We start from the raw sequence: 25,413 nt of genomic DNA, 5'->3' as shown, positions 1-25,413 counted from the left end.
CGGGCCGATTTGACATCCGATGCTGCAGTGCGGCCTATGCGGCGCCGTCACGTCCTCGCGCCGCAAAGTCTTCCCCATGAGCGATCAGACCTTCATCCTCACCCTCTCGGCCCAGGACCGCCCGGGCATCGTCGCCGCGGTGACGACCGAGCTGTTTGAAGCCGGCGCCAACATCGCCGAGAGCGCGCAGTTCTGGGACCGGCAGACCGGCCGCTTCTTCATGCGCATCGCCTTCACCGCCCCCGAAGGCGCCAGCCGCGACGCGCTGGAGCGCCAGCTCGCCCCCGCTGCCCAGCGATTCGAGCTGAAGATCGCCATCACCGATCTCGCCCGCGTCCCGCGGATCGTCATCATGGTCTCGAAATTCGACCATGCGCTCCTTCACCTCCTCTACCAGATCAAGGTCGGCTGGCTGCGGGCCGCGGTCGTCGCCATCGTCTCCAATCACGAGGAGAGCCGCAAGACGGCCGAAGACCACGGCATTCCCTTCCGCCATCTTCCGGTGACGAAGGAGACCAAGGCGGCCCAGGAGGAGGCGATCCTGAAGCTCGTGCGCGAGAACGACGTCGATCTCGTCGTCCTCGCCCGCTACATGCAGGTGCTCTCCGACAATCTCTCGCGGCGGCTCGCCGGCAAGGTGATCAACATCCACCACTCCTTCCTGCCGAGCTTCAAGGGCGCCAAGCCCTATCATCAGGCGCATGAGCGCGGCGTGAAGCTGATCGGCGCGACGGCGCATTACGTCACCGCCGATCTCGACGAGGGGCCGATCATCGAGCAGGAGACGGAGCGCGTGACCCATCAGCTCTCGGCGGACGATCTCGTCGCGGTCGGGCGCGACATCGAGAGCCGGGTCCTCGCGCGCGCGGTGAAGTATCATCTGGAAAACCGCATCATGCTCAACGGCTCGAAGACGGTGGTCTTCCTGTAAGGCCGGAGCGCCACGGATGACATCCGGGTGTCATCTGCGCCCGTGAAGGATGAGCCGGCCTGCACGCTGCGGCGCCGTCCCATGCGTTTCGAAAAGACCGAGGACCGTCATGACGACTTCGACACCCGGCTGCCGGGCCGACCATCCGGGCGCCGCCTAGCCATGCGCGTCGCGATATACTTCACCCCGCCCGCCGGCGCCGAGCTCACCCGCCGGGCCGGCGAATGGCTGGGGCGCAGCCCGTTCGACAACGAGCCGACCCGGGCACCGGACGAAGCGCTCGACGCCGTCGTCGCCGAGCCCGCCCGCTACGGCTTCCACGCGACGATCAAGGCGCCGTTCCGGCTCGCCGAGGGCGCCGACCTCGCCGAACTCGACGAGCGGCTCGCGGCGTTCTGCGCCTCGCGCGAACCGGTCCGCATTCAAAGCCTCGTCGTCAGCCAGCTCGGCCCGTTCTTCGCCTTCGTGCCGGACGCGGCACCGGCCGCGCTCGGCGAGCTGGAAGAGGCGGTCGTGCGCGACTTCGAGCCGTTGCGGGCGCCGCTGAGCGAGGCCGAATACGCCCGCCGGCGCCCCGAGCGGCTCTCCGACAAGGAGCGCGACAATCTGCAGGCCTGGGGCTATCCCCATGTCTTCGACGCATTCCGCTTCCACATGACGCTCACCGGACCGGTCGAGGAGCGGGAACTCGCGGCGGTGCGCGAGAGGATCGCGGCACATTTCGGCGATCTCGACGGCCAGCCGCTGACGATCTCGCAGCTCGCGCTCTTCCTCGAGCCCGAGCCCGGCGAACCCTTCCGCACCTATTCGGTCCATCCGTTCCGGCCGGACGTCTAAGCCGGGGCTGGCGGGCACCGTCGCCGGGACCGACCGGACCTCGCGAAAGAACTTCCCGAGCGGATTTTCGACCGGAAGGGGCGCGGCCGGATCGGCGCGCCGCGGCGCCGGTCGGCGCCACGAAATAACGGCCGGCACCCTTTCGGGCCCCGGCCGCATCGAGTGGCGACTGTCCGGCGTCTGCCGGATCAGCGCTGGTCAGCCATTGTCGGGGCCGGAATCGTTCCCATCATCGGGGTCCTGCGGCCCGGAGCCCATGCCGTGATGTCGCGGATTGCCCCAGCCCATTCCGTCGCCGGGCCCCATCTGGTCACGCCCCATATGGCGGCGTCCCATGTCGTCGCCGCGATCGCCCCGATCCCAGCCGTGATGGCGCCAGCCGCCATGCCGACCGCGGTCACCGTGATGGCGCTGATGGGCTTCCATCATCATCGACCGGACGAGCCCTCTTGCGGTCGTCACCTGCTCGTCGGTGAGGACGCCCTTCAGCCCGTCGATCGCGCTCTTCAGAGCCTTCGCCTTCTCCCCGCGCTCGATGGCGCGGTCGGCCATGCGATCGAGGAAGCGGAAGGCCCGGTCCTTGACGTCGCCCGGCGTCGCGGCGCCCGGACGCGCCTCGGTCGCCATCGGCGGCTCTCCGGCCTCATCCGAAGCAGACGGATCATCATCCTGAGCCGGCGAGCTTCCTGCGCGCGAGCCGTCGGCATTCGGCATCATCCGCACGCCGTCGCGACCCGGCCGGTCCATGAACGGCGGCTGCGAGGCTTCGGCGAAGGCGATCATCGCGCCGGTGAAGCTGCGCCATGCGTCCATCTGGTCCGGCTTGATGCCGATCCCGGTCTCGACGACCGACAGCGCCCCGGCGATCTTGGCCGGCGACATCATGCCGGGGCCCTGACGGTGGCGCCATCCGGGTCCGCGGTGATGACCGCGGCGGCCACCCCACTCGCCATCGGCCATGAATCTCGGCCCCTGGCGCGGCTGCGCCAGTTGCGGGCCGCCATCGGCCCCCTTGGTCGCGGGCGGAGGCGGCGGCGCCGACTGGTCCGCCGACTGCTGCGCCATGGCGACACCGGTCGAAGCCATGAGCGCTGCGGCGAACAGCGCCCCGATCCGGCGCGGGCGGCTGGCTCTCGTGCGATTTGCGATGGTACGATCACGGATCATCGTCGATCTCCTCTCGTTCGATGTGTGATGCGCACAAGCTAGGTGCCGGATGTTGCGAGGATGCGGCCGGCTGTAACGAAATGTCGTTCGGACGCCCGAAACTTGTTACGAAAACTTGCCAGGCGGCGCTCAGCAACACGTCGAAACAATTCTCGGCTCGCGGGCGGCGGCGCAGCGTCTCAGAGATGAGCGTCGCCACTCGCGTCAAAGGTCCGCGTTCCATGAATCCACCCAACATTCTCGTCGTCGACGACGATCCGGAAATCGGCCGCTTGCTCGGCAAATATCTCGACGGCCAGGGCTTCCGCTGTTCGATCGCGGCCAACCGGCGGCAGTGCGAACAGAAGGTCGCCGATTCCCGCATCGACCTCGTCGTGCTCGACGTGATGCTGCCCGACGGGTCCGGCCTCGATATCTGCCGCGACCTGAAGGAGCGCCGGCCGGAGATCGCCATCATCCTGCTCACCGCGCTGAAGGAGGATGTCGATCGGATCATCGGCCTCGAACTCGGCGCCGACGATTATCTCGGCAAGCCGTTCAACCCGCGCGAACTTGCGGCCCGCATTCGCGCAGTTCTGAGGCGCGGGGGGCCCAGCGGCGAGCCGCAGGGCGACCAGGCGGCACCCCGCAGCTATGTCTTCGAAGACTTCACCGTCGAGCCGGAGCGCCGCTCCGTCACCGGCCCCGACGGCGCGGAGGTGCCGTTGACCGGGGCCGAGTTCGACCTTCTGATGATCTTCCTGGAGAGGCCCGGCCGCGTGCTCTCGCGCGACGTCCTGATGGATCTCCTGCACGGGCGGTCTGCCGATCCGTTCGACCGCTCGATCGACGTGACGATGAGCCGGCTGCGCCGCAAGTTCAACGACAGCGGCGTGTTCCGGCTGTTCAAGACGGTGCGCAACGGCGGCTACCAGTTCGCTGCGCGGGTGGACAAGCGGGGGACCCAATCCGAATGAAATCGCTGCGCTCGCGGCTGGCGATCCTCCTGGTCGCCGCGATCCTCGGCGTGGTCGCCATCGCCGGCCTGATCTCGGTCCAGGTTCTGGAGCGTCCGGACCGGGAAAGTTTCCAAACGACCTTCGCCGAAGAGGTCCGCATCATCGCGACGGTCCTGGCCGGCGACCCCGAGGCCGCGCAGCGGCTCGGCATCGACGTCGGTGCGGCGCCGATGCCGCAACACGGCTTCATGGTTCGCGAGAGCGGCGGCATCCGGGATATCCTCGCACAGGACGGCCTCGACATCCCCGTCAGCATCGTCGGCGACGCGCAGTCGCGCACCCGACAGCTCGCCTTCGAATTCGCGCCGGGCCGCTGGGCCTATCTGCCCTATCCGGGCTTTCCGCCGCGCAACCGGGCGGGTTTCATCGCCTATCTCGCGCTGATCGCGATGGGAGCGGCGGCGGTGTCGATCTTTGCCGCGACCAAGATGACCCGGCCCCTCAGGATCCTCGACGAGGCCGTCTCGTCGGTCGGTCCGGACGGCCTGCCGGCCCATGTGCCGGAGGACGGCCCGGCCGAGGTGCGCGCGACCGCTTCGGCGCTCAACCGACTGACAGCGCGGGTGCGCGCCACGATCGAGGGCCGCATGCGCCTCGTCGCGGCCGCCGGCCACGATCTCAGGACGCCGATGACGCGGATGCGCCTGCGCGCCGAGTTCCTGCCGGAGGAGGAGCGCGAAACCTGGCTCAAGGACCTTGCCGAACTCGATCGCATCGCCGATAGCGCCATCCGCCTCGTGCGCGAGGAGGTCGATCCGACGGCTCGCGAGCCGATCGACCTCGGCCCGCTGATCACCGAGATCACCGGCGAGCTCGAGGAGATCGGCCACCCGATCGAGACCGTCGAGCTCGGTTCGGAGCCGCCGGTCACCAGCGCCCGCCCGCTCGCCCTGAAGCGGGCGCTGCGCAACCTGATCGACAACGCCGCAGTGCATGGCGGCGGGGCCTCGGTCGCGCTCGCCGCGGCGGACGGCGAGGCCGTGATCACCATCACCGACAACGGACCCGGCATTCCCGAAGAGTTGATCGGGCGGGCCTTCGAGCCCTTCTTCCGCGTCGATCCCGGTCGGCGTCAACTGAAGCCCGGCGCAGGGCTCGGCATGGCGATCGCCAAGGAGATCATCGACCAGGCCGGCGGGTCGATCCGGATCGCCAACCGCAATGGCGGCGGCCTCACTCAGACGGTGCGCCTGCCGCTGGCCGAGGCCGCCCGCTGACGTCGGATATGGCGTGAGGTGCGGCCCGGCCGCGCCGGAGAACATCGGGGCACGACACGACCGGCGCGAGCGAGGCCAGGCTGGCATCGCCGAAGCCGCCGGGCGGCAAGGGAGGATGAGCGATGACGAGCTTCGATATCGGCCGGCGCGAGCTTCTGGCCCTCACAGGCGCAACGGTCCTCGGCGCCGCCATGCTGCCGCGAGCCGTCCTCGCCGCGGCCTCGCCCGCCGCCGCCAGCAGGCTGCTGCCCGGCACCGACGTCTGCCGATTGACGCCCGAAGTCACCGCTGGCCCATTCTATTTCGACCCGAAGCTCGTGCGCGAAGATATCACCGAGGACCGGCGCGGCGTGCCGGTGCGGCTCCTGCTCCAGGTCGTCGACCGCGCCTGCGCGCCGATCAGGGGCGCCCGTGTCGACGTCTGGCATTGCGATGCGAGCGGCCTCTATTCCAACTATGCCGGACAGGGCGACGATCCCGCGCATCCCGCCTCGACCGAGGGCGAGACGTTCCTGCGCGGCACGCAAGTCGCCGGCCGCGACGGCATCGTAAGCTTCCGGACGATCTATCCCGGCTGGTACCCCGGCCGCACGACCCATATCCATTTCAAGGTATTCACGGACGCCAAGACCCGGCTCACCGGCCAGGTCTTCTTCCCGGACGCCCTCTCCTCCGACATCTATGCGAACGTCGCGCCCTACTCCGAGCGGCCGGCCATGCGCGACACCTTCAACGGCAACGACTGGATCGCCAGGCGCGCCGGGGATCCCTCCTTCGCCTTCGTCAAGGAGGCCGGCCGGGCCTATGAGGTGGCGCTGATCATCGGCATCGACCCGGCGGCGTAGACGGAGAACCGGCGGCGGCCGCGAGGGCCGCCTCACGTCACCAGGGCGTCACGCTCGCGACGAGCGATCCCACTCCGCGCACGGCAGAGCCGACCCCGCTGCCGATCGCATCGATGTCCTGCCCGATGCCCAGGCCGCTCGGGAGCCAGCCCGTCGGCCCGCCCCCTGTCTCGGCCTCCTGCCCGGACGAAGTCGGGGACGGCTCGACCGCCGCCGGCTCCGGCTTCAATCCGGCGAGGCGGACCGGCGCGGGGGACAGCTCATGTTCCAGCTCTCGGCGCGGTCCGGAGACAACAGGCGCCGCCACCATCGGCTCTTGCGATGTCGCCCCGTCCGCCAGCAGCGGATCATGCGATTCGCACGCCTTGAGGCAGTCGGTGAACAGGACGACGCCCGCCGGTACGGTCATATCCGGACTCCGCGCCTGGCCCGCACCGCCGGTCGGCTCGCCCGGCACGCTGCTCCCGGCTTCGCGCGCGGAAACGCCCTGCGAGCGGTTCGCCGTACCATCCGCCTCCGCATCGGGACCGGTCGGCCGATGGGCGAGCCGCTTGCGATCGTCCGCCGCCGGAAGCGGGTCAGCGACCGCGATCGTCTCCGGCTGCAGGTCGACCCGGCCGCCCCTGCCGGCGGCCGGTGCCGCATGCGGCTCGGCCGCGGGCCTTGCGGGAGCCTCGGCCGTCTTCGCCCCGCCGGAGAACCAGTGCGCGAGGCTCGCCGCCCCGCCGCTCGCCTGGAGGCCGACCATGACGATCGCCGAGACGGTGATTTCCATCGCAAGACGCCGCGAAAGGCGCGTCATTCCGGCGCCGACGCTCTTCAACCTGTTCCGCATGATCCGTCCCCTCTCGATCGGGGCAGACAATTCCGCCACATCCCGGCCGAATTCGGACGGGGAGGTTACGATTTGTGAAAACCTTCGCGCGGGTCGCCAGCAGCGGGACAGGGCGGCGGGCGGATGTCAGCCCGTTATCTCGGCCTTGAAGCGCGCCTCGAGCTCGGGATCGAGCGGCCTCGGCGCGAGGTCGACACCGGCCGCCAGCCGGCCCGCGACTTCGCCGAGCGCGGACAGCCGGGCAAAGTCCTTCTGGTTGGCGGGAACGAGATGCCAGGGCGCATGGGCCGTATCGGTCCGCGCCAGCATCTCGTCGACGGCCGCCTCGTACTCGTCCCATTTGGCGCGGTTGCGAAAGTCCTCGAAGGAGAGCTTCCAGCGTTTCAACGGGTCGTGCAGGCGCTTTTCGAAGCGCTTCAGCTGTTCGTCCCGGTCGATGTAGAGGAAGACCTTGGCGATGTGCATGCCCTTGTCGACGAGCATCTTCTCGAACATATTGATCTCGTCGTAGGCTCGGCGCCATGCGGCCTCGTCGGCCAGCCCCTCGACCCGCTCGACCAACACCCGCCCGTACCAGGACCGATCGAAGACGGCGATCTCTCCCGTCTTCGGCAGACGCTCCCAGAATCTCGCCAGATAGTGCTTCCTGGCATCCTCGGGCGTCGGCGCGCCGATCGGCCAGACGCGGAAGCCGCGCGGATCCATGACGCTCGCCATGCGCCGGATCGCCCCGCCCTTGCCGGCCGCGTCCCAGCCTTCGAAGACGACGGCGCCGGCATCGCCGGTCTTCAGATAGGCTTGCTGGATCTTGATGAAGCGCGTCTGGAGATCGGCAATGCCGGCCTGGTAGTCCTTCGACGAGACGCGCGCCGTCAGGTCGAGCTTCGAAAGCTGTTGCGAGGAGCCGGTCGGCTTGTTCACGGGCTGGTCCCTTTCGATCGATCCTCCAAGATAGGGCGGCGGACCGGCCGGCGCCATGCACCTCGATGGCCGGCCGAAGCCCGCCGGCACGCGGGCCTGGAGGGGCTTTGCGAGTTTTACCGGTCTTGGCATGGCGACGCCCCGTTCGGATCGTTCCGGGCGGCGAATGTTCAAGCAGCAGCGCATTGGGTAAGGACGGTGGCGAAGGTGGCGCACCAGCATCGCCGCCCCCGAATCCATCAAGGCGTCGCGGGAGTTCTTCCGCCGGCGCGGCACGCCGGCCCGGAATTTCCGAAAGATGATGACACCAACCGCACGGCTTCTTCTCGGCGGCTTCCTGACGCTGGCGCTGGTGATGGGCGTCGGCCGCTTCGTCTACACGCCGCTCCTGCCGCTGATGCAGCGCGACTACGGCTTCGGGCCCGGCACCGCCGGCCTTCTCGCCTCGGCGAACTTTGCCGGCTATCTCGCCGGTTCACTCCTGACCTCGCTGGTGCCGGCTGGCCGGGCGCGGCTCTTCGCCTTCCGGATCGCGGTCGCGGCGAGCGTCCTGTCCACCATCGCGATGGGTCTCACCGGCGACTTCGCCGCTTGGCTGGCGCTGCGGACGGTCTCCGGCCTCGCCAGCGCCTTCGCGATGATCTCGGCTGCCGGAATGGTCGCCGAGTCGCTCGCGAAGGTCGATGCCGAGGCGCGGCTCAGCTGGGTGTTCGGCGGCGTCGGCTGCGGCATCGCCGCCTCCGGCCTCCTCGTTCACCTCGCCGCGCCGTTTCTCTCCTCCGCCGGATTGTGGATCGGCGTCGGCCTCGCCTCCGGCCTCACCCTTCCATTCATCATCCATGCCGTGGGTCCGCGCGATCTGCCAGTCTCGCCGCGCCCGATCGACACGCGGCGGCGGATCCCGCGGCCGCTGCCCTTCTGGCCGCTCTTTGCCGCCTATACCTGCGAAGGCCTCGGCTATTCCGTCTTCGCGACCTTCATCGTTGCCATGGTCAAGGCGCGGCCGGGCCTTGAGGCGATGGGCGACTGGGTGTGGATCATCGTCGGACTCGCGGGGCTGCCGAGCTGCCTCGTCTGGTCGCGGATCGCCGAACGGATCGGCTTTTCCACGGCGCTCGCCGCCGCCTATGTCGCGCAGATCGTCGGCGTCCTGCTGCCGGCGGTAAGCCTGAGCGGGTCGGCTGCGCTTCTCGGTGCGGTGCTGTTCGGGGGCACCTTCATGGCGATCACGCTTCTGACCATGCCGCTCGGCCGGCACGGCCTCGGCGGCCGCGGCTTCGCGATCCTCACCGCCGGCTTCGGCCTCGGCCAGATGCTCGGTCCGCTCGGCGCAGGCTATCTCGTCTCGGGCGCGGCGGATTATGCCACCGCGCTCGCCGCCTCGGCGGGCGTCCTGGCGCTCGGCCTCTGCCTGCTCGCCGTCTCGATCAGAACCCGGCCCGATCCGGCGCCGGCCTGAGCCGGGCCCGTAGCGCCGGCAGCCTCAGGCCGGCGCCGGATCGGGAGCGGCCGTGCCCTCGAGTTCCGCGATGAAGGTGTTGCACCAGATATCCGAGGTCCCGGCGAAGACGGCCTCGCGCATGCCCTCCCAGCGGCGGCTGCGCTCGTCGAAGGGCATGGTCAGCGCCCGCTGCAGCGCGCGGGCGACGTCGTCGGTCGAATAGGGATTGACCACCAGCGCGTAATCTTCGAGCTCCGCCCGCGCGCCGGCAAAGCGCGACAGGACGAGGACGCCGGGATCGTCCGGGTCCTGCGCCGCGACGAACTCCTTGGCGACGAGGTTCATCCCGTCTCTCAGCGGCGTCACCAGGCACACGCGCGCGGCGCGGTAGATCCCGGCGAGCGCGCGGCGGGTGAAGCCGCGCGTCATGATCTGGATCGGGGTCCAGTCGAGCGTCGCGAAGCGGCCGTTGATATGGCCGGCGAGCTCTTCCAACTCACGCCTGAGCTCGACATAAGCGTCGAGCTCGGAGCGCGACAGCGGCGCCACCTGCAGGAACTGCACCTTGCCGCGGTTTTCCGGATAGTCCTCGAGCAGACGCTCGAAGCCCTTGAAGCGCTCGACCAGGCCCTTGGAATAATCCATGCGGTCGACGCCGACGATCTGCAGCCGCTCCCCGGCCATGTCGCGCAGCATTTCCTCGTGCTCGCCGGCCTCGGGCGAGACGGCGAAGCGGGCATAGCCCGGCGCGTCGATGCCGATCGGGAACGCCTTGGCCACGACCTCGCGGTCGCCGACCCGCACGCGGTGGCCGGGCAGCTTCTCGCCGCCGAGCTCGCGGACGCAGAAGCCGACGAAATTGCGCCGGTCGGTATCGGTCTGGAAGCCGATCACGTCATAGGCGAGCATCGCCCGCACGATGTCGTGGCTCGCCGGGAGGGCGGTGAAGATTTCCGGCGGGCAGAACGGGATATGCAGGAAGAAGCCGATCCGGCCCTTGAACCCGCATTGCCGCAGCTCCGAGCCGAGATAGAAGAAGTGGTAGTCGTGCACCCAGACGAGGTCGTCCTCATGGAGCAGCGGCGCAAGCCGCGCCGCGAAGCGCTGGTTGACCGACCGATAGATGCGGTCCGACTGGCGGTCGAATTCGGCGAGATCGAGCCGGTAATGCAGGAGCGGCCAGAGCGACCGGTTGGCGTAATGCAGATAGAAGCCTTCGAGTTCCTCCTTGTTCATGTCGATCGTGGTCATCGCCACGTCGTCCTGAACCTCGGTGACCGCCTCCGAGAAGGTCCCCTCTTCCGATGTGTTGCCGCTCCAGCCGAACCACAGGCCGCCTCGCCGCTTCAAGGCGTCGGACAGGCCGACCGCCAGTCCTCCCGCCTTGCCCTCGTCGCTGAGCGGTCCCACGCGGTTGGATACGCAGACCAGCCGCCGCTGCCCTTCAGCCATCATCTCCCTTCCCATGTCCTGCGGGCGGCCTGCCGCCGCGCCGTCTCGTCGTATTGATCTGCTCCGTGCCGCCCGCCCGTCTCAGTCCGGAACGCCGAGCCAGCGATGCACTGCGGCCACGTCCTTCAGCCGGTATTCGGCGACGGAATCCTTGCTTCCGACCTTGATCGACACGCCGCCGGCCTCGCGGGCCGTCTTCAGCGCGTACTCGTCGGTGGTGTCGTCGCCGACATAGACCGGCAGCCGGCCGGCAAAGGGTGGTGCCTCCATGATCGCCGCCAGGGCGACACCCTTGTCCATGCCCGCCGGATGGACTTCGACGATGTTGTCGCCATTCATCACGACGAGGTCGTGACGCCCCGCCACCGCCTGGTCCATGGCCCGTCTCGCCATATCTTCGAGATCGGCGGCATTGCGGTAGTGAAGGACGAGCGCCGTGCCCTTGTCCTCCAGCCGCAGCCGGGGATTCCCGGCGAGCGTTTCCGACAGACGCTCGCGGGTGTCGTCCAGAAGTTCGGGGCCGGCGAGGCGCTCGATCTTGCCGCCGGGCGCGCCGCGGCGTTCCAGCCCGTGCACCCCCGCCGCCGCGAATTCGAGCGGCGCCAGGAAGCGGTCGAGATCGGCGATCCTGCGGCCGCTGACGATCGCCAGGGCGCCCGACAGCGCCTCGGCCAGCTCTTCAAGCCGGTCGCGCGCGGCCGGCCGGATCGCGACCTTGGCCGGATCGTCGACGAAACCGACGAGCGTGCCGTCGAAGTCGAGGAACAGGGCGTGACGCCCGGGGTCGATCGCTGGAGGCTCCATCATAATGCGCGACAAGATAGGGGGCGGGAACGCCGATGCCAGCAAAAAAGGCTTCGGCGTCCATTCGCGGAGCGACCTCATCCGAGCGCCGCGAGCGTCGCCCTGTCACCCGTGCCGGTCGCCGGCAGTCCCGCCTTGTGCTGGAACGCCGAAAGCGCGGCCTGCGTCGCCGGGCCGAAGATGCCGTCCACGGCGATGTCAGCTCCATGCCGGTTGAGGCTCGCCTGCAGTTCCGCGATGGCACCGCCCCGCTCGCCTCGCCTCAGCCTCGACGAAACGGCGCCGCCGTCGGCCGTCTCCGCCAGCATGGACAAGGCCTCGCGGTAGGCCGTGCGGATCTTGGCGTCGTAGCGGTTCCGCGCGAAGCCCGGGCCGTTGTAGCGGCGCGCAAAGCCGGCGAAGTCGCCGGCGGAAAGCCGGTCCGCGAGCCGGCCGAGCCCAAGGAAGCGCGCTCCGATCCGGAACTGCCCGTCCGGCGATGCGCGGGCGGCCTTGGCGAGATCGGCGGCCCCGGAGAATCCGAGACGCTTCCAGTGCGCGCCCATCACCTGGCAGAGCCCCCAGGAGACCGCGCCCGCCGCCGCCTCCGGATCGATCGCCGCGGCCCGGTCGAACAGGCGCCAGCGGCCCGGCTGCGAGGCGGGATTGCGCACGGCGCCCGCCTTCGGGCTGGCAAGGCCGAGCGCGCGCGCCCGCGCTCGTTCCGCCTTTGGCAGCAGCCGATCGAAATAATGCCCCTCGAAGCGGATCAGCGGCTCGGACCGCCCGTCGAAATGGGCGAGCGGCACGGCCCGCGTCTCGGCGATGGCGACCGCGACCAGTGCCGCCGGCTCGACCCCCTCGGCCGCGCCGACGCGGCGCGCCGCCTCCAGAACATCGCGTCCCACCTGCATCACCCACTCCCGTCGCTCGTTCGACACGAGTGCGAGTGTCGACGCGTGGACGGGAGATGGGGACAACTCTTCGGCGAATTGCGCGCCGGACGCCGGCGCTCAGGCGGCGAGGGCCTCCTGACGGCGAGAGCCGGAAGAGCCGGCAAGCGGTTCGTTCCGGAAACTCCCGGCGATCTCCGCCGCGATCATCTCGGCGGTCGCGCCGGCGAGGGTCCAGCCGAGATGGCCGTGGCCGGTATTGTAGAACACCGCCGGACGGCGGCCGCGGCCGACCCGCGGCATCATGTTCGGCATCATCGGCCGAAGCCCGGCCCAGGGCACGACCGAGTCGGTCGAGACGCCCGGAAAGCGCATTCGGCACCAGTCGACCAGCGGCCTGATGCGCGCCGCCTTGATGTCGCGGTTCTCCCCGGCGAACTCCGCCGTCCCGGCGAGCCGAAGCCGGTCCGCCCCCAGCCGCGAGGTGACGATCTTGGCATGGTCGTCGAGGATGGAGACGTAGGGCGCGGCCGCGCGGCTCTCCGCGTCGTCGAGATTGACCGTCAGCGAATAGCCCTTGACCGGATAGATGTTCACCCGGTCGCCGAGCTGGCGCGCAAGCTTCCGGCTGGCCGTCCCGGCGCAGACGACGACGGCGTCGAAGCGCTCGGTCCGCGGCTCGGCGGCCGGATCGCGCCGGTCGGCGTAGGTCACGCTGGCGCCGCCGGTCTCGGCGGCGGCGAGCACGCGGACGTCGGCGTCGAACCGCAGGGTCGCCCCGTGCCGCACGCAGGCCTCGGCCAGGCGGCGGGTGAATTTGTGGATGTCGCCGGTGAAATCGGATTCGGTGAAGAAGCCGCCGACGAAGCGGCCGTTTATCCGCGGCTCGATGGCGGCGATCTCCTGCGGCGTCACCGCGCGCCGGACGAGCCCGCCCTCCTCCAGGAGCCGGTTGACGCCCGCGGCGTGGGTAAATTCCTTCCGGGATTCATAGACATGCAGGATGCCGCGCCTCTCGGCATCGAAGGCGAAGCCCTCGGTCTCGGCCATCTCGAGGAGGTGCCGGCGCGCCTCGATGGCGAGCCTGGTCGTCGCGATCGTGTTGGTCTCGTAGTCCCTGGCGGCGAGCACGAACTCGGCCATCCAGGAGAGCTTGTGCCAGGAGGGCGCCGGGTGGACGAGCAGCGGCGCATCCTTCCTCAGCATCCATTTGACGCCCTTCAGGAAGGTCGCCGGCTGGTTCCAGACCTCGGCATTCGAGGCCGAGAGCTGGCCGCCATTGGCGAAGGAGGTCTCCATCGCGGCATAGGCGTTGCGGTCGAAGACCGTGACGTCGAAGCCGTGCTTCAGGAGCTTGTAGGCGGTGGTGATGCCGGTGATGCCGGCGCCGATGACGGCGATGGAAGCCATGACAATCCCTTCCTCCCGCCAGCGAGGCGGGGGTGTCGGTCATGCCCCTTCCGTCATGAGCCTGAGAGCTTCACGACCGCGGAAGAATTCCGCGCGGCGTTTTCTCCTACGGCGGACGGCGGTTCAAGCGCCGTCTCTCTTCGGACTTTTGCGACGCCAAGCGGTCCTTCTGCCTGAGAGTTTCCGGGGCGGTTGCTCCTTCGGCGCCGGCCTTGAGGCCGGTCTCTCCCGCATGCGTCGTGATCTCTCCGACCTAGGGCATCGCGGCCCGCCGCGCAAGCCGTCGCCACAGTCACGGCTCGCCGGAGAGCCATGCGTGCGGCTCATAGCCGCGGCAGGCGCCGCCTGCGCCCTCCCAGCCGACAGCCGGCGGCGGCGCGTGCGCCGCGGCAAGCGTCGCTCCATCCAAGCCCACTAGGGTCGCGCCGATCCAAGGCCGGGCCCAGGCATGTCGTCCGGGCGGCCGCGAGGGAAGGAAATGCGAAACAAACTCGGCGCCATCAGCCGTATCACCATCGGATTCGTCCCCGTCGCCCTTCTCGCGGCCGTGCTGTGCATCGGCCTGATCGCCGGCCTTGGCGGTTTCTCGCGGCTCATGGCCGAGGATGGACAGGCGATCCGGCAGAGCATCGCGCTTGGCACGCTGCGCGAGCGCGTCGCGGACCTGCGCCTCGCGGCGCTCGACTACGACCTCGCGCCGTCCGAGGAGGCCGTGAACGCGTTCGCCGCGGCAAGCGATGCCGCGAGTGCGGCCACCGAGACGGCCGGGGCTTCGGCCGCGGGAGACGAGACGCTGGAGAACGGGCTGAAAAGCCTGCGAACCGGCCTCGACGGCTATGCCGCCGCCTTCCGCGACTATGCCGGGCTCCATGCGGCGCACCAGGCTGCGATCGGCCGAGCCGACCAGGCCGGGCCGCTGGCGAGCCTTGCCATGGCGGACGTGATGCAGACCGCATGGCGGGCCTTCGACATAGAGGCCCTCTATCAGGCGACTCAGACCTTCCAGTCGCTTACCGAGGGCCTCTATGTCAGCCAGCAGGCGCTGGTGGCGAGGAATGCGGCGGCGGCGAAGGACGTCGAGGCGAAGCTCGCCGAGACCCGCGGCCGCTACGACGCCATGGTCAAGATCATGACCGACGAGCCGCAGCTCGAACGGGCGCGCGCCGCCCTGGCGGCGACCGAGGCGTTCGGATCGGCGGTCGCCGAGGCAGTCCGGGCGGATGCGACCATCGGGAACCGGCGCGAGGCCGTTCTCGCGGTGCTTCCGCTCGCCCTGTCGAAGCAGCTGGACGGGCTTTCCGCAGCCGTTGCCCAGCGTCAGTCGGGTCTCCTGCCGCAAGCCGACGGGCTCGCAACGACGATCGAGATCGCCGCGCTCGCGGGTGCGATCATCCTGATCCTCACCGGCTTCCTTTCGGCGCAGTTCGTCGGTCGGTCGATCGCTGGAACGGTTCGCCGCATGGCGGCCGCCATCGAGGCGAGCGCCGAGGGCGAAGCGGACGCGATCCGCGAGGAGGACAGGGCGCGACGCAACGAGTTCGGCGCGATCGCCCGAGCCGTTGCGAAGCTCGGCGAGACGACCCGCCGCGCCGAGCGAGAGGCGCAGAGCGAAGCCGACAGCGCCCGCGCCGCCGCGGCACGCGCCGAGGCTTCGAGGCAGGCCGAACAGGCCGAAGCCTCGCGCCGCGACCAGCAGATCGCCGAGCGGCTGTCGGAAGCGCTCGACCGGCTCGCGAGCGGCGACCTCACCGTGCGGATCGACGCGGGCGAGGCCGACCCGCACGGGCTCGGCGAGCGCTTCAACAACGCGGTCGACGGCCTCGACGAAGCCCTCGGCACCATCATCCCCTCGCTCGGAACGATCCGGTCCGGGATCTCCGAGATCGCGGTCGCCACCGACGATTTGTCGCGGCGCACCGAGCAGCAGGCGGCCAATCTCGAACAGACCGTCGCGGCCCTCGGCGAGGTCACCGGCCGGATCGGCGAGACCGCACGCGGCGCCAACCGCGCCGACACGGCCGCCTTGACCGCCAAGGAGAAGGCCGAGCGCGGCGGCGAGATCGTCGGCAAGGCCGTGGCGGCCATGGCAACGATCCAGCAATCGTCGGAAAAGATCGGCAAGATCCTCGGCGTCATCGACGAGATCGCCTTCCAGACGAACCTCCTCGCCCTCAATGCCGGCGTCGAGGCGGCGCGCGCGGGCGAGGCCGGGCGCGGCTTCGCCGTCGTCGCCCAGGAAGTGCGCAGCCTCGCCCAGCGCTCGGCCGGCTCGGCCCGCGAGATCAAGGCGCTGATCCTCGCCTCGCACGACCAGGTCAAGGAAGGCGTCGCGCTGGTTTCGCAGTCGGGCAAGTCGCTCGAGGAGATCGTCGTGGACGTCGCCGAGACCAGCCGCTTCGTCGCCGAGATCGCGCGCGGGGCGCAGGACCAGGCAAACAATCTGCGCGAGGTCTCGGTCGCCGCCGACCAGATGGACATCGCCACCCAGCAGAACGCGGCGATGGTGGAGGAGACCACCGCGGCCGCCACGACGCTGCAGGCGGAGATCGAGCGGCTGTCGAGCCTCGTCAAGCGCTTCCGCGCCCATCTGCGCGAGCCGGCCGCCGAAGTGCCAGTACGTCCTCAGCGCAGGGCTCCTGCGCAGGCCACCCCGGCGCCCGCCATCAAGGGCGCGGTGAAATGGACGCCGCCCGCGCCCATCGATCCGCCGAGAAAGGCCTCGAAGATCCGCCAGCTGAGAAGCGTCGGCGGCGCGATGCGCAAGGCGACGATGCAGGAAGACGGCTGGGAGGAGTTCTGAGGGCCGCGGCGGCGCCCCGCAATCGTCTGGCCGGGCGCCTCGCCCGTCAGCCGACCTTGAGATCCTCGTATGAGATCATCACATGCTCGCGATAGGCCGGCCGCTCGGCCAGCCTGTCATAGTAGCTCTCGATCGCCGGATGCGATGGGCGCTCGATCTCGATATCGAAATAGCGGTGCAGAATGTGGCCGAACTGGATGTCGGCCAGGGTAAAGTCATGGCCCGCGAGGAAGGCGTGGTTTCGAAGCTGGACCTCGGCGATGTCGAGCTTCCTGCCGAGGCTCGCGAGAGCCGCGGCGATCGCCGCCTCGTCCCGCTCCTTGGCCGGTGTGCGCACGACGCGCCAGAAGATCGGCGCGGTGAAGCCCCCGGCGATGTTGAGCTTTGCCCACTCCGCCCATTTGTCGATATGCGAGCGCGCCGCGAGCTCGGCAGGCCAGAACGGCGGCTCGCCATAGCGCCATGCGAGATAGCGCAGGATCGCGGCCGATTCCCACAGCGGCTCGCCATCGGCATCGCGCACGACAGGCACCGTGCCGTTGGGGTTCATGGCGAGGAACTCGGCCGTGTCGTTGCCGCCATGTCTGTGGCCGACATCGTGCCGCTCATAGGCGAGGCCGAGTTCACCGATCGCCCACATCACCGCCTGGACGTTTGAGGAATTGGCGCGGCCCCAGACCGTGATCATCGTCATTCTCCCCTCGGAAACCGCTTCTGCTCTTCGAGCACGTTGAGGTCCATGTGGTTGCGCATGTAGCGCTCCGACGCCCTTTGCAGCGGCTGATAGTCCCAGGGGTAATAGGCGCCGTTGCGCAGGGCCTCGTAGACCACCCAGCGCCGCGCCTGGCTCTCGCGCACCTCGGCGTCGAAGCGCGCCATGTCCCACTTTTCCCGCACGATCGTCTGGAAGCGCTCGACCGTCCCGGCATGCGCCGGATCGTTGGCGAGGTTCGTCAGCTCCCTCGGGTCGACGTCGAGATCGAAAAGTTGCGGCGGGTCGAGTTCGCAGTGATTGAACTTCCAGCGGCCCTCACGGATCGAGACCAGCGGCGCGTAGGATCCCTCGGCGGCATATTCCATGTAGACCGGCTCCGGGCGGGCTGCGCCGTTCACCATCGGCACCAGCGAATGGCCGTCGGTCCAGGGCTTGATCGCGCCCATGTCGATGCCGGCTAGGTCGCAGAGCGTCGGCGTCATGTCGATGGTCGAGACCGGCGCCTCGACCAGCCGCTGCTCGAGCCCGGGCGCGGCGATCATCAGCGGCACGCGGGCGGAGCCCTCGAAGAAGCTCATCTTGAACCACAGGCCGCGCTCGCCCAGCATGTCGCCATGGTCGGAGACGAAGGCGACCACGGTGTTCTCGTCCATGCGCGTGCGCTTGAGGACGTCGAGGAGCGCGCCGATCTTCTCGTCGATATAGGAGAGGTTGGCGAAATAGCCGCGCCGCGCCTTGCGGACGTTCTCGTCGAGAATGTCGAACTTCTTGTAGTCGTTGGCGAGATAGAGGCGCCGCGAATGCGCGTCCTGCTCCTCGAACGGGATGGCGGCGACCTCGGGCTGGAGATGCGCGCAATCCTCGTAGAGGTCCCAGAACTTCTTCCGCGCGACATAGGGGTCGTGCGGATGGGTGAAGGAGACGGTCAGCGCCCAGGGCCGGCCGTCCTGGCCGCGCGACAGGTCGAACAGCTTCTGCTCGGCGAAGAAGGCGACCTCGTCGTCATATTCCATCTGGTTGGTGATCTCGGCACAGCCCGCCCCGGTGACCGAGCCGAGATTGTGGTACCACCAGTCGATCCGCTCGCCGGGCTTGCGATAGTCCGGCGTCCAGCCGAAATCGGCCGGGTAGACATCGGTCGTCAGCCGCTGCTCGAAGCCGTGGAGCTGGTCCGGGCCGACGAAATGCATCTTGCCGGACAGGCAGGTGTGATAGCCGGCGCGGCGCAGATGATGCGCATAGGTCGGGATCGCCGACTGGAATTCCGCGGCGTTGTCGTAGACCCGGGTGCGCGAGGGCAGCTGGCCCGACATGAAGGAGGCCCGCCCCGGCGCGCAGAGCGGGCTCGCCGTATAGCTGTTCTGGAACCTGGTCGAGCGCGCCGCCAGCGCTTTCAGATGCGGCATGTGCAGGAAGTCCGCCGGCCCGTCCGGGAACAGGGTCCCATTGGCCTGGTCGACCATGATGATGAGAAAATTCGGACGGGACATGGCGCTGTCTGACCTCTCGGGGGTTGGCGGGGAATTTTCGATACCGGCGACTGCGGCATAACGCGGGAAGAAGGGGCGCGACAATGGGGGTGGAAGGTTGTCGATCGAAGGAGCGGCCCGCCTCGGTTCGCGATGGCGAGGCAGATCGTCCAATGGTCCCGCACCACGCTCACCGAAAGACTGTCGCAAAGTCGCAACGCCTGAGTTGTCCCTCACCCTGAGCCTGTCGAAGGGCGAGGGGCGAGGGGCCGCTCCCGCGGAGTTCAGCGACAGCCCCTGTCGCCGATCAGTCGCCTTTATCTACCCATCGCCTCGTATCATGGCCGGCGCGGTTGCATGAGAGCTGAGGCAAGCGGTGGTAGTGCCTGGCGATGAGCGCTTCCTTCTTTGCCCGTGACCAGCCCTTTATCTGCTTCTCGCGAGCGATAGCGTCGAGCATTCGGTCGTAGGTCTCTGTAAAGACAAGTTCGACCGGTCGGCGCCGTTTGGTGTAGCCCTCGCAGATCCCTTCGTTGTGCTCCCAAACCCGGGCTTCGATCGGCTGCTTTGTCAGACCCGTATAGTAGGAGGAATCGACACAGCGCAGGATGTAGACGGTTGCCTCCAGCATGAGGGGAACTTCTTCCCGATCCTTCGACAAGCTCAGGATGAGGGAAGAGGATGGGCGCCGCAATCTCTCGACAGAGGCATCTGCTTGCCACGGAGGAGCCCAGCGGACGCAGAACGACAATTCGTTTCCTTGGCCGTTGGGGGTTCACTCTTCTCGCTGCCGCGCCTACAGCCGCGCCGAAAGGATGCGGAATGATGCTGGAAGGGAATCAGATGACGGCGGACGTCGCCGGCCGGGCGCCGTCAGCCGGGGCGCCGCCCGCGCCGCAGTCTTGGGCGAGCCATGCCGGCGCGACAGTCGTCCTGGCGTTGCCGCTCATCGGCGCGCAGCTCGCGCAGATGACGATGAACGTGACCGACACGGTGATGGTCGGCTGGCTCGGCGCCGAACAACTCGCGGCCGCGGTGCTGGCGACACAGGCCTTCTTCCTGTTCTACATCTTCGGCGCCGGCTTCGCCCAGGCCTCGCTGCCGCTCGCCGCGGGCGCCAAGGGACGGGGCGATGCGCGCGGCGTGCGCCGCTCGATCCGCATGAGCCTGTGGGTGCTGATGCTCTACGGCCTCCTGACCCTCGTGCCGCTGTCGCATCTCGAAGCGATCCTCCTGGCGCTCGGCCAGGAGAAGGAGACGGCCCGGCTCGCCGGCAGCTACATGAGCGTCGCGCAGTGGTCGATCTTCCCGGCGCTCCTCGTCATGGGGCTGAGATCCTACCTGACCGTGGTCGGGCGGGCCTATCTGATGCTGGCGATCATCATCGCCGGGGCGCTGGCGAATGCCGGGCTGAACTACGTCTTCATCTTCGGCCATCTCGGCGCCCCGGCGCTCGGCATCGTCGGCTCGGCACTGGCCACGCTTCTCGCCAATCTCCTGATGGCCGGGCTGATCCTCGCCTATACCGCGCTTTCGCCGGGCCTCGCGCACTACGAACTCCACGCGCGGTTCTGGCGTCCGGACTGGCCGGCCTTCGGCGAGGTCCTGCGCCTCGGCTGGCCGATCGGCGCGACGATCATCGCCGAGGTCGGCCTCTTCGCCACCTCCTCGGTGATGATGGGCTGGCTCGGCACGATCCCGCTCGCCGCGCACGGCATCGCGCTGCAGATCGGCTCGATCTCCTTCATGATCCCGCTCGGAATCGCCAGCGCCGCGACGGTCAGGGTCGGCTACGCCCATGGTCAGAACGACCGGATCGCCATCGGCCGGGCCGGCACGATCGCCGTCCTCATCGGCGGGACGATCGCGCTCCTCGCCGCCACGATCTTCTGGCTCGTTCCCGAGCGGCTGATCTCGCTTTATCTCGACGACGCCAATCCCAACGCGGTCGAGGTGCTGGCGACCGCCATTCCCCTGGTCCTCGTGGCGGCGATGTTCCAGATCGCCGATTCCCTGCAGGCGGTCGCCTCGGGCATCCTGCGCGGGCTGAAGGACACGCGCATGCCGATGCTGATCGCGCTGATCAGCTACTGGGCGGTCGGCATGCCGGTCGCCTATCTCCTCGCCTTTTTCGCCGGATGGGGCGGGCCGGGCATCTGGTGGGGCCTCGCCTCCGGCCTGGCCGTCGCGGCCGTCCTGTTGAACTGGCGGTATATCCGGCGCGAGCGGCACGGTCTCGTCGCCGCCCGCTGACATCCCTCGGCTTGCCGGAACTCCCCCCGGCGAAGGGCGGCATCTTTGCCATCAAGAGCAAAGCCGCGGAGGACCGAAAGATCAACGGAGAGCCGCCATGCCGGCATGGTCGAGAAACCCGGCAACTTCCGCCGGGCTCGTGAGGCGGTATTTCGAACGCGAGAAGCCGTCGTAGAACCGGGCCAGGCCCGGTGCGGAATGCCGCGGGAAGGTCCAGACATAGCGCAGGAAGCCGAGGTCGAAGCGCTCCGGGCAGCCATGCGCCATGTCCGGTCGCACGCTGCCGTAGCCGGTGGCGATCCGCCGGACCACCCGGGCGAGGCAGAGGCTGCGGGACATGTCGAGCCAGATCAGCGTGTCGGCTCTTTCGCCCCGGATCGCGAAGCTGCGCGAATAATTGCCGTCGAACACCCAGCCATCGGCGAGGATCGCCTCCTCCACCAGCGCCAGCAGCTGCTCGCCATGCCGCACCCGCCAGCCGGGCATCCAGTAGAGCTGGTCCATATGGATCGGCCGCAGCTGGTAGCGCGAGGCCAGCGCGCGCGTCAGCGTCGACTTGCCGCTGCCGGGCGAGCCGATCACCATAACGTTGCGGCCGATGACGGGCCTTGTCAGCGGCGCCTCCCGCATCCGGCTGAGAACTTCTCGTCCGATCGAAGGCCAAAGCCGGCCGGGAATCAACCGGCAGGGTTAGCGACTGGTCAACCGTGCCGCCAAAGGTCCGTGCGGAGCTGCGAGATCTCCCTCAGATCGCGCCCTTCAGCGTATCGCAGGCTTCAACGTCGCCGCTGCGATAGCCGGCTTCGAACCATTGCTGGCGCTGCGCCGAAGTGCCGTGGGTGAAGCTATCCGGGACGACCGTGCCCTGGCCGCGCCGCTGCAGCGTGTCGTCGCCGATCTGCTCGGCGGCGTTGGTCGCCTCGCCGATGTCGCCGGACTGGAGATAGCCGGCGGAGCTTTCGTCATGGGCGAAGATGCCGGCAAAGCAGTCCGCCTGCAGCTCGATCCGCACCGACAGGGCATTGGCATCGGCCCGGCTCATGCCCCGGATCGCCTCGTGGTAGCGCGGCAGGATGCCGAGAAGGTTCTGGACGTGATGGCCGACCTCATGCGCCACCACATAGGCCTCGGCGAAATCGCCCGGCGCGTTCAGCTGCTGGCGCAGCTGGTCGAAGAAGCTGGTGTCGAGATAGACCTTCTGGTCGTTCGGGCAGTAGAACGGCCCCATGGCGGCGCTCGCCGAACCGCAGGCCGAGCCCACCCGCCCATCGAAGAAGACCAGCGTCGGCTTGGCGTAGCTCTCTCCGGCCGTCTGGAATCGCTTGCCCCAGGCGTCCTCGGTGTCGGCGAGGACGGTGGCGACGAACTGTTCGGTCTCGCTGCGGGCGCCCTTGGGCCGCGTCGTCGTCTGCGACTGCGTCGTCTGGTAGTCGCCGGTGTCGACCATGCCGAGCAGTTGCAGCGGGTTGACGCCGAAGACCAGCCAGAGGACGAGGGCAATGACGATGACGCCGATCCCGCCTCCGCCGGCGCGGATCGGGATCCGCATGCCGCCGCCGCGAGAGCCACCGCTACCGCTGGAATATTCGACATTGTTCGACTGCCTGCGCCCACGCCATTCCATCGGCCTGCCCTCCCTCGACATTTGGTCGCACAACTAACGCGCCAGAGGGGCTTTCGTGCCCTCTCGCGCAAGCAAAGAATGCGGGCCGTTACGTCCGGCGAGGGATGGAGGGCGGCCGATCTTTCGGCCGCCGCCCCCGTTATTGCCTCGGCGAAGCCGCGCTCGGGTCAGCCGGCCGCGAGGCGCCGGTTCTGCGGAAAGAGGCTGTCACGGGCCTGGTCGTCCATGTCCTGCTTGAACGTGAACCGCTTCGCCAGGGCGTTGACCGCAGCCGCCGCCGGGCGTGCGTTGATTTCGTCCATGAACCGCTTGAGGTTCGGCAGCGTGTTCCACGCGTCCTCGCCGAGAATGAACGGCACGGCACGGGCCCAGCCCCAGACCGACATGTCGACGATCGAATAGCGGTCTCCCGCCATGTACTGACCCTCGGAGAGCTTCGTATCGATCAGCTTCCAGTGGCGCTCGGCCTCGAACAGGTAGCGGTTGACCGCGTAGTCCTTGGGCTCAGGCGCAAAATGCTTGAAATGCACGGCCTGGCCGGAATAGGGGCCGATTCCGGTCGCGACGAACATCAGCCAGGACAGCGCCTCGGCGTCGGTCGGAGCGGTTCCCTCGAAGCCGAACTTGCCGGTCTTGCGGGCAAGATACATCAGGATCGCGGTCGAATCGAACAACACCGCGTCGCCGTCGGTCAGCGCCGGCGTCTTGGCATTGGGGTTGATGGCCAGAAATGCCGGTTCGTGCTGCTCGCCCTTGCGGGTGTCGACAGGCACGACCTCGTATTCGAGGCCGGCCTCTTCGAGGAAGAGCGCGACCTTCGCCGGGTTCGGCGACGGATGGTAGTAGAACTTGATCATGGAGCAGTCCTATGTTTTCGGGTGCATGTCGGCCTGGATCGGCGGGCGCATCGCAGCGGGTCGATCTGCCGGACTTCCAACGGATGCCGGCTCGGGCAGCCGGGTTATCGGCAGCGTCGGCCAAACGGCAAGCGGCGACGGTCCGGCACTCTTCGAGCGACGGTTTCCGCTTGATCTTTGCCAGAATTCGGCGATGCCCCGTCGCCTTCGCCGACGATGCCGGGCTTCATCTCAACGCAGCGCGGCGATGCCGCGCAATACCAGGCTAGCCGAGAGCCCGCGCCCCGCCGGCGTCCGTCATGAGAAATGCCTCGCCGCAGGCCTTGGCGAGGTTGCGCACGCGCAGGATATAGCTCTGGCGCTCGGTGACCGAGATGACGCCGCGCGCGTCGAGCAGGTTGAAGGCGTGGCTCGCCTTGATGCACTGGTCATAGGCGGGCAGCACGCATTTGTGCAGGGCCTGGTTCGCGGACCCGCCGGGAGCGCCGGCGGCCAGGATGTCGGCGCACTGCTTTTCCGCCTCGTCGAAATGCCGGTGCAGGATCGCCGTATCGGCGAATTCGAAATTGTAGCGGGAATATTCCTGCTCGGCCTGCAGGAAGACGTCGCCATAGGTGACCTTTTCGTCGCCCTCGCGGCCGTTGAAGTTGAGGTCGTAGACATTGTCGACGTTCTGGACGTACATCGCCAGGCGTTCCAGCCCGTAGGTCAGCTCGCCCGCCACCGGCGCGCATTCGATGCCGCAGACCTGCTGGAAATAGGTGAACTGCGAGACCTCCATCCCGTCGCACCAGCATTCCCAGCCAAGGCCCCAGGCGCCGAGCGTCGGGCTCTCCCAGTCGTCCTCGACGAAGCGGATGTCGTGGAGGAGCGGATCGATGCCGATCGCTTCCAGCGAGCCGAGATAGAGCTCCTGCAGGTTGGACGGGTTCGGCTTCAGGATCACCTGATATTGGTAGTAATGCTGCAGCCGATTGGGGTTCTCGCCGTAGCGCCCATCCTTCGGCCGGCGCGACGGCTGGACATAGGCCGCATTCCACGGCCGGGGCCCGAGCGCCCGCAGCGTCGTCGCCGGATGGAAGGTGCCCGCGCCGACCTCCATGTCGTAGGGCTGGAGGACGACGCAGCCATAGTCGGCCCAATAGCGGTGCAGCGTCAGGATCAGTGCCTGGAAGGAGCGGCGCGGATCCATGTGAGGGGCGATGTCTGACATGAGAAGAGCTGTCCGGCATGGGCCCCGGCGCGAACGCGCCTGCGGGGCGGAAGGGTCGGCCGCGAGTTGCCACGCGGGCAGGAGCGCGGTCAAGGCCAAGGCCGCGGCCCGGGGCCGAGGGCCGAGGGCCGAGGGCCAGGTGGCGGTCCCACATTACGCGCGCCGCGGAGGCCTCGGGCTGGTTGCGGCGACCGGAACCGGCAGGGGATCGCGCCCGCCGGCCTCGATCACAGGCCATGGATGGCGATCATCCGGGGGCGGAGGGCCCCGCCGGGACATTCGCCCATGACGGCGGTTTCCAGGCAACGAACATGGTCCCCGAGCCCTTGTCCTGGCAGCGCCCCAATAAGGACCGAACCGATCTCCCAAAATACCATACTTGTCGTGGAGGACGAGCCGCTACTTCGCCTGGATGCCGTCGACATGATGGAGGATGCCGGCTTCACGGCCTACGAGGCCAAAGATGCCGATACGGCGCTTCAGGTTCTAGAGACCCATACCGAGATCGGCGTCCTGTTCACGGATATCGATATGCCCGGCTCGATGGATGGGCTGTGCCTCGCACGGACGGTCCGCAATCGCTTTCCTCATATCGCCATCGTCGTCGTGTCCGGACAGAAGACGCCGATGCGGGCGGAGATGCCGAAGGACGGTGGGTTCGTTCCCAAGCCCTATGTCCGCGAAGCAGTCCTTACCGCACTTCGCGATACGATGGAGAAAACGGAGAGTTGAAGCGTCCGATCCAGCCCGGG

Annotated in this window: 23 protein-coding genes and 2 riboswitches; of the genes, 9 read left to right on the top strand and 14 right to left on the bottom strand. The window is 68.5% G+C overall.

All coding sequences use genetic code 11. The features are described 5' to 3' along the window. The first annotated feature begins 76 nt into the window (after positions 1-76). Complete coding sequence (gene purU, locus LH400_RS15290; protein WP_229153603.1) at positions 77-931, top strand: formyltetrahydrofolate deformylase; 855 nt, start codon at positions 77-79, stop codon at positions 929-931. An 81-nt stretch (positions 932-1,012) separates the two neighbouring features. After that, positions 1,013-1,768 carry a DUF1045 domain-containing protein gene (locus tag LH400_RS15285; protein ID WP_229153602.1) on the top strand — a complete coding sequence of 252 codons (756 nt, stop codon included), beginning with the start codon at positions 1,013-1,015 and terminating at the stop codon, positions 1,766-1,768. A gap of 198 nt (positions 1,769-1,966) precedes the next feature. On the opposite strand, the gene LH400_RS15280 is transcribed toward LH400_RS15285, so the two are convergent. Next, complete coding sequence (locus LH400_RS15280) at positions 1,967-2,935, bottom strand: hypothetical protein (RefSeq protein WP_229153601.1); 969 nt, start codon at positions 2,933-2,935, stop codon at positions 1,967-1,969. A 221-nt stretch (positions 2,936-3,156) separates the two neighbouring features. Here LH400_RS15280 and LH400_RS15275 point away from each other — a divergent pair, with 221 nt between their 5' ends. The 3 genes from LH400_RS15275 (at position 3,157) to LH400_RS15265 (ending at position 5,995) form a co-directional block, all read left to right on the top strand. Continuing rightward, positions 3,157-3,891, top strand: a complete 735-nt coding sequence (locus LH400_RS15275) for a response regulator (RefSeq protein WP_229153600.1) — start codon at positions 3,157-3,159, stop codon at positions 3,889-3,891. Further along, on the top strand, positions 3,888-5,150 hold the full coding sequence (locus LH400_RS15270) for an ATP-binding protein (RefSeq protein WP_229153599.1): 1,263 nt from the start codon (positions 3,888-3,890) through the stop codon (positions 5,148-5,150). Before LH400_RS15275 ends, LH400_RS15270 begins: the two co-directional genes overlap by 4 nt. Before the next feature lie 122 nt (positions 5,151-5,272). After that, positions 5,273-5,995, top strand: coding sequence for an intradiol ring-cleavage dioxygenase (locus LH400_RS15265; protein WP_229153598.1), 723 nt, complete (start codon positions 5,273-5,275; stop codon positions 5,993-5,995). 37 nt (positions 5,996-6,032) lie between these two features. On the opposite strand, the gene LH400_RS15260 is transcribed toward LH400_RS15265, so the two are convergent. After that, positions 6,033-6,830: a hypothetical protein gene (locus LH400_RS15260; protein ID WP_229153597.1), complete on the bottom strand. Its 798-nt coding sequence runs from the start codon at positions 6,828-6,830 to the stop codon at positions 6,033-6,035. A gap of 126 nt (positions 6,831-6,956) precedes the next feature. Continuing rightward, positions 6,957-7,751: a polyphosphate kinase 2 family protein gene (locus LH400_RS15255; RefSeq protein WP_229153596.1), complete on the bottom strand. Its 795-nt coding sequence runs from the start codon at positions 7,749-7,751 to the stop codon at positions 6,957-6,959. Positions 7,752-8,049: 298 nt separating this feature from the next. Here LH400_RS15255 and LH400_RS15250 point away from each other — a divergent pair, with 298 nt between their 5' ends. Continuing rightward, complete coding sequence (locus LH400_RS15250) at positions 8,050-9,210, top strand: YbfB/YjiJ family MFS transporter (RefSeq protein WP_229153595.1); 1,161 nt, start codon at positions 8,050-8,052, stop codon at positions 9,208-9,210. A 24-nt stretch (positions 9,211-9,234) separates the two neighbouring features. On the opposite strand, the gene LH400_RS15245 is transcribed toward LH400_RS15250, so the two are convergent. From LH400_RS15245 to LH400_RS15230, 4 genes are all read right to left on the bottom strand, one after another. Then, positions 9,235-10,644 carry an alpha,alpha-trehalose-phosphate synthase (UDP-forming) gene (locus LH400_RS15245; RefSeq protein WP_370638421.1) on the bottom strand — a complete coding sequence of 470 codons (1,410 nt, stop codon included), beginning with the start codon at positions 10,642-10,644 and terminating at the stop codon, positions 9,235-9,237. A gap of 81 nt (positions 10,645-10,725) precedes the next feature. Then, positions 10,726-11,451 carry a trehalose-phosphatase gene (gene otsB, locus LH400_RS15240; protein WP_229153593.1) on the bottom strand — a complete coding sequence of 242 codons (726 nt, stop codon included), beginning with the start codon at positions 11,449-11,451 and terminating at the stop codon, positions 10,726-10,728. A 74-nt stretch (positions 11,452-11,525) separates the two neighbouring features. Beyond that, the gene (locus LH400_RS15235) at positions 11,526-12,341 is read right to left on the bottom strand and encodes an N-acetylmuramidase domain-containing protein (protein WP_229153592.1); all 816 of its coding nucleotides are present in this window, start codon (positions 12,339-12,341) and stop codon (positions 11,526-11,528) included. Between the two features lie 99 nt (positions 12,342-12,440). After that, positions 12,441-13,730, bottom strand: coding sequence for a D-amino acid dehydrogenase (locus LH400_RS15230; protein ID WP_229153591.1), 1,290 nt, complete (start codon positions 13,728-13,730; stop codon positions 12,441-12,443). A gap of 40 nt (positions 13,731-13,770) precedes the next feature. Beyond that, positions 13,771-13,880: riboswitch (glycine riboswitch) on the bottom strand. Position 13,881: 1 nt separating this feature from the next. After that, positions 13,882-13,971, bottom strand: a riboswitch (glycine riboswitch). A 237-nt stretch (positions 13,972-14,208) separates the two neighbouring features. Between LH400_RS15230 and LH400_RS15225 the strand changes: the two genes are divergently transcribed. After that, complete coding sequence (locus LH400_RS15225; protein ID WP_229153590.1) at positions 14,209-16,530, top strand: methyl-accepting chemotaxis protein; 2,322 nt, start codon at positions 14,209-14,211, stop codon at positions 16,528-16,530. Between the two features lie 46 nt (positions 16,531-16,576). Here the strand turns inward: LH400_RS15225 and LH400_RS15220 are convergent, their stop codons facing one another. From LH400_RS15220 to LH400_RS15210, 3 genes are all read right to left on the bottom strand, one after another. Then, positions 16,577-17,218, bottom strand: coding sequence for a glutathione S-transferase family protein (locus tag LH400_RS15220; RefSeq protein WP_229153589.1), 642 nt, complete (start codon positions 17,216-17,218; stop codon positions 16,577-16,579). Between the two features lie 2 nt (positions 17,219-17,220). Further along, on the bottom strand, positions 17,221-18,735 hold the full coding sequence (betC, locus tag LH400_RS15215; protein WP_229153588.1) for a choline-sulfatase: 1,515 nt from the start codon (positions 18,733-18,735) through the stop codon (positions 17,221-17,223). Between the two features lie 286 nt (positions 18,736-19,021). Beyond that, a complete protein-coding gene (locus LH400_RS15210; protein ID WP_370638420.1) occupies positions 19,022-19,342 on the bottom strand; it encodes a GIY-YIG nuclease family protein in 321 nt (106 codons plus the stop codon). 215 nt (positions 19,343-19,557) lie between these two features. Between LH400_RS15210 and LH400_RS15205 the strand changes: the two genes are divergently transcribed. Beyond that, entirely contained in the window at positions 19,558-20,967 is a 1,410-nt protein-coding gene (locus LH400_RS15205; protein ID WP_229154405.1) for an MATE family efflux transporter, read from the top strand. Between the two features lie 81 nt (positions 20,968-21,048). Here the strand turns inward: LH400_RS15205 and LH400_RS15200 are convergent, their stop codons facing one another. From LH400_RS15200 to LH400_RS15185, 4 genes are all read right to left on the bottom strand, one after another. Continuing rightward, entirely contained in the window at positions 21,049-21,597 is a 549-nt protein-coding gene (locus LH400_RS15200) for a P-loop NTPase family protein (protein ID WP_229153586.1), read from the bottom strand. A gap of 115 nt (positions 21,598-21,712) precedes the next feature. Then, entirely contained in the window at positions 21,713-22,591 is an 879-nt protein-coding gene (ypfJ, locus tag LH400_RS15195) for a KPN_02809 family neutral zinc metallopeptidase (protein WP_229153585.1), read from the bottom strand. A gap of 167 nt (positions 22,592-22,758) precedes the next feature. After that, positions 22,759-23,448, bottom strand: coding sequence for a glutathione S-transferase family protein (locus LH400_RS15190; RefSeq protein WP_229153584.1), 690 nt, complete (start codon positions 23,446-23,448; stop codon positions 22,759-22,761). Positions 23,449-23,713: 265 nt separating this feature from the next. Beyond that, a complete protein-coding gene (locus LH400_RS15185) occupies positions 23,714-24,661 on the bottom strand; it encodes a glycine--tRNA ligase subunit alpha (RefSeq protein WP_229153583.1) in 948 nt (315 codons plus the stop codon). Between the two features lie 384 nt (positions 24,662-25,045). On the opposite strand from LH400_RS15185, the gene LH400_RS15180 reads away from it, so the two are divergent. Next, positions 25,046-25,393, top strand: coding sequence for a response regulator (locus LH400_RS15180; RefSeq protein ID WP_370638419.1), 348 nt, complete (start codon positions 25,046-25,048; stop codon positions 25,391-25,393). Positions 25,394-25,413 lie beyond the last annotated feature (20 nt).

Source organism: Jiella soli (genome assembly GCF_020615385.1).
Classification (GTDB): domain Bacteria; phylum Pseudomonadota; class Alphaproteobacteria; order Rhizobiales; family Rhizobiaceae; genus VKMB-3413.
Note: the sequence above shows the minus strand (reverse complement) of the source record. Positions and strands in the feature narration are given on the sequence as shown.

Coding starts and splice junctions, on each gene's coding strand:
- purU (WP_229153603.1), top strand. CDS start 77: ATGAGCGATCAGACCTTCATCCTCACCCTCTCGGCCCAGGACCGCCCG.
- LH400_RS15285 (WP_229153602.1), top strand. CDS start 1,013: ATGCGTTTCGAAAAGACCGAGGACCGTCATGACGACTTCGACACCCGG.
- LH400_RS15280 (WP_229153601.1), bottom strand. CDS start 2,935: ATGATCCGTGATCGTACCATCGCAAATCGCACGAGAGCCAGCCGCCCG.
- LH400_RS15275 (WP_229153600.1), top strand. CDS start 3,157: ATGAATCCACCCAACATTCTCGTCGTCGACGACGATCCGGAAATCGGC.
- LH400_RS15270 (WP_229153599.1), top strand. CDS start 3,888: ATGAAATCGCTGCGCTCGCGGCTGGCGATCCTCCTGGTCGCCGCGATC.
- LH400_RS15265 (WP_229153598.1), top strand. CDS start 5,273: ATGACGAGCTTCGATATCGGCCGGCGCGAGCTTCTGGCCCTCACAGGC.
- LH400_RS15260 (WP_229153597.1), bottom strand. CDS start 6,830: ATGCGGAACAGGTTGAAGAGCGTCGGCGCCGGAATGACGCGCCTTTCG.
- LH400_RS15250 (WP_229153595.1), top strand. CDS start 8,050: ATGATGACACCAACCGCACGGCTTCTTCTCGGCGGCTTCCTGACGCTG.
- LH400_RS15245 (WP_370638421.1), bottom strand. CDS start 10,644: ATGGCTGAAGGGCAGCGGCGGCTGGTCTGCGTATCCAACCGCGTGGGA.
- otsB (WP_229153593.1), bottom strand. CDS start 11,451: ATGATGGAGCCTCCAGCGATCGACCCCGGGCGTCACGCCCTGTTCCTC.
- LH400_RS15235 (WP_229153592.1), bottom strand. CDS start 12,341: ATGCAGGTGGGACGCGATGTTCTGGAGGCGGCGCGCCGCGTCGGCGCG.
- LH400_RS15230 (WP_229153591.1), bottom strand. CDS start 13,730: ATGGCTTCCATCGCCGTCATCGGCGCCGGCATCACCGGCATCACCACC.
- LH400_RS15225 (WP_229153590.1), top strand. CDS start 14,209: ATGCGAAACAAACTCGGCGCCATCAGCCGTATCACCATCGGATTCGTC.
- LH400_RS15220 (WP_229153589.1), bottom strand. CDS start 17,218: ATGATCACGGTCTGGGGCCGCGCCAATTCCTCAAACGTCCAGGCGGTG.
- betC (WP_229153588.1), bottom strand. CDS start 18,735: ATGTCCCGTCCGAATTTTCTCATCATCATGGTCGACCAGGCCAATGGG.
- LH400_RS15205 (WP_229154405.1), top strand. CDS start 19,558: ATGACGGCGGACGTCGCCGGCCGGGCGCCGTCAGCCGGGGCGCCGCCC.
- LH400_RS15200 (WP_229153586.1), bottom strand. CDS start 21,597: ATGCGGGAGGCGCCGCTGACAAGGCCCGTCATCGGCCGCAACGTTATG.
- ypfJ (WP_229153585.1), bottom strand. CDS start 22,591: ATGGAATGGCGTGGGCGCAGGCAGTCGAACAATGTCGAATATTCCAGC.
- LH400_RS15190 (WP_229153584.1), bottom strand. CDS start 23,448: ATGATCAAGTTCTACTACCATCCGTCGCCGAACCCGGCGAAGGTCGCG.
- LH400_RS15185 (WP_229153583.1), bottom strand. CDS start 24,661: ATGTCAGACATCGCCCCTCACATGGATCCGCGCCGCTCCTTCCAGGCA.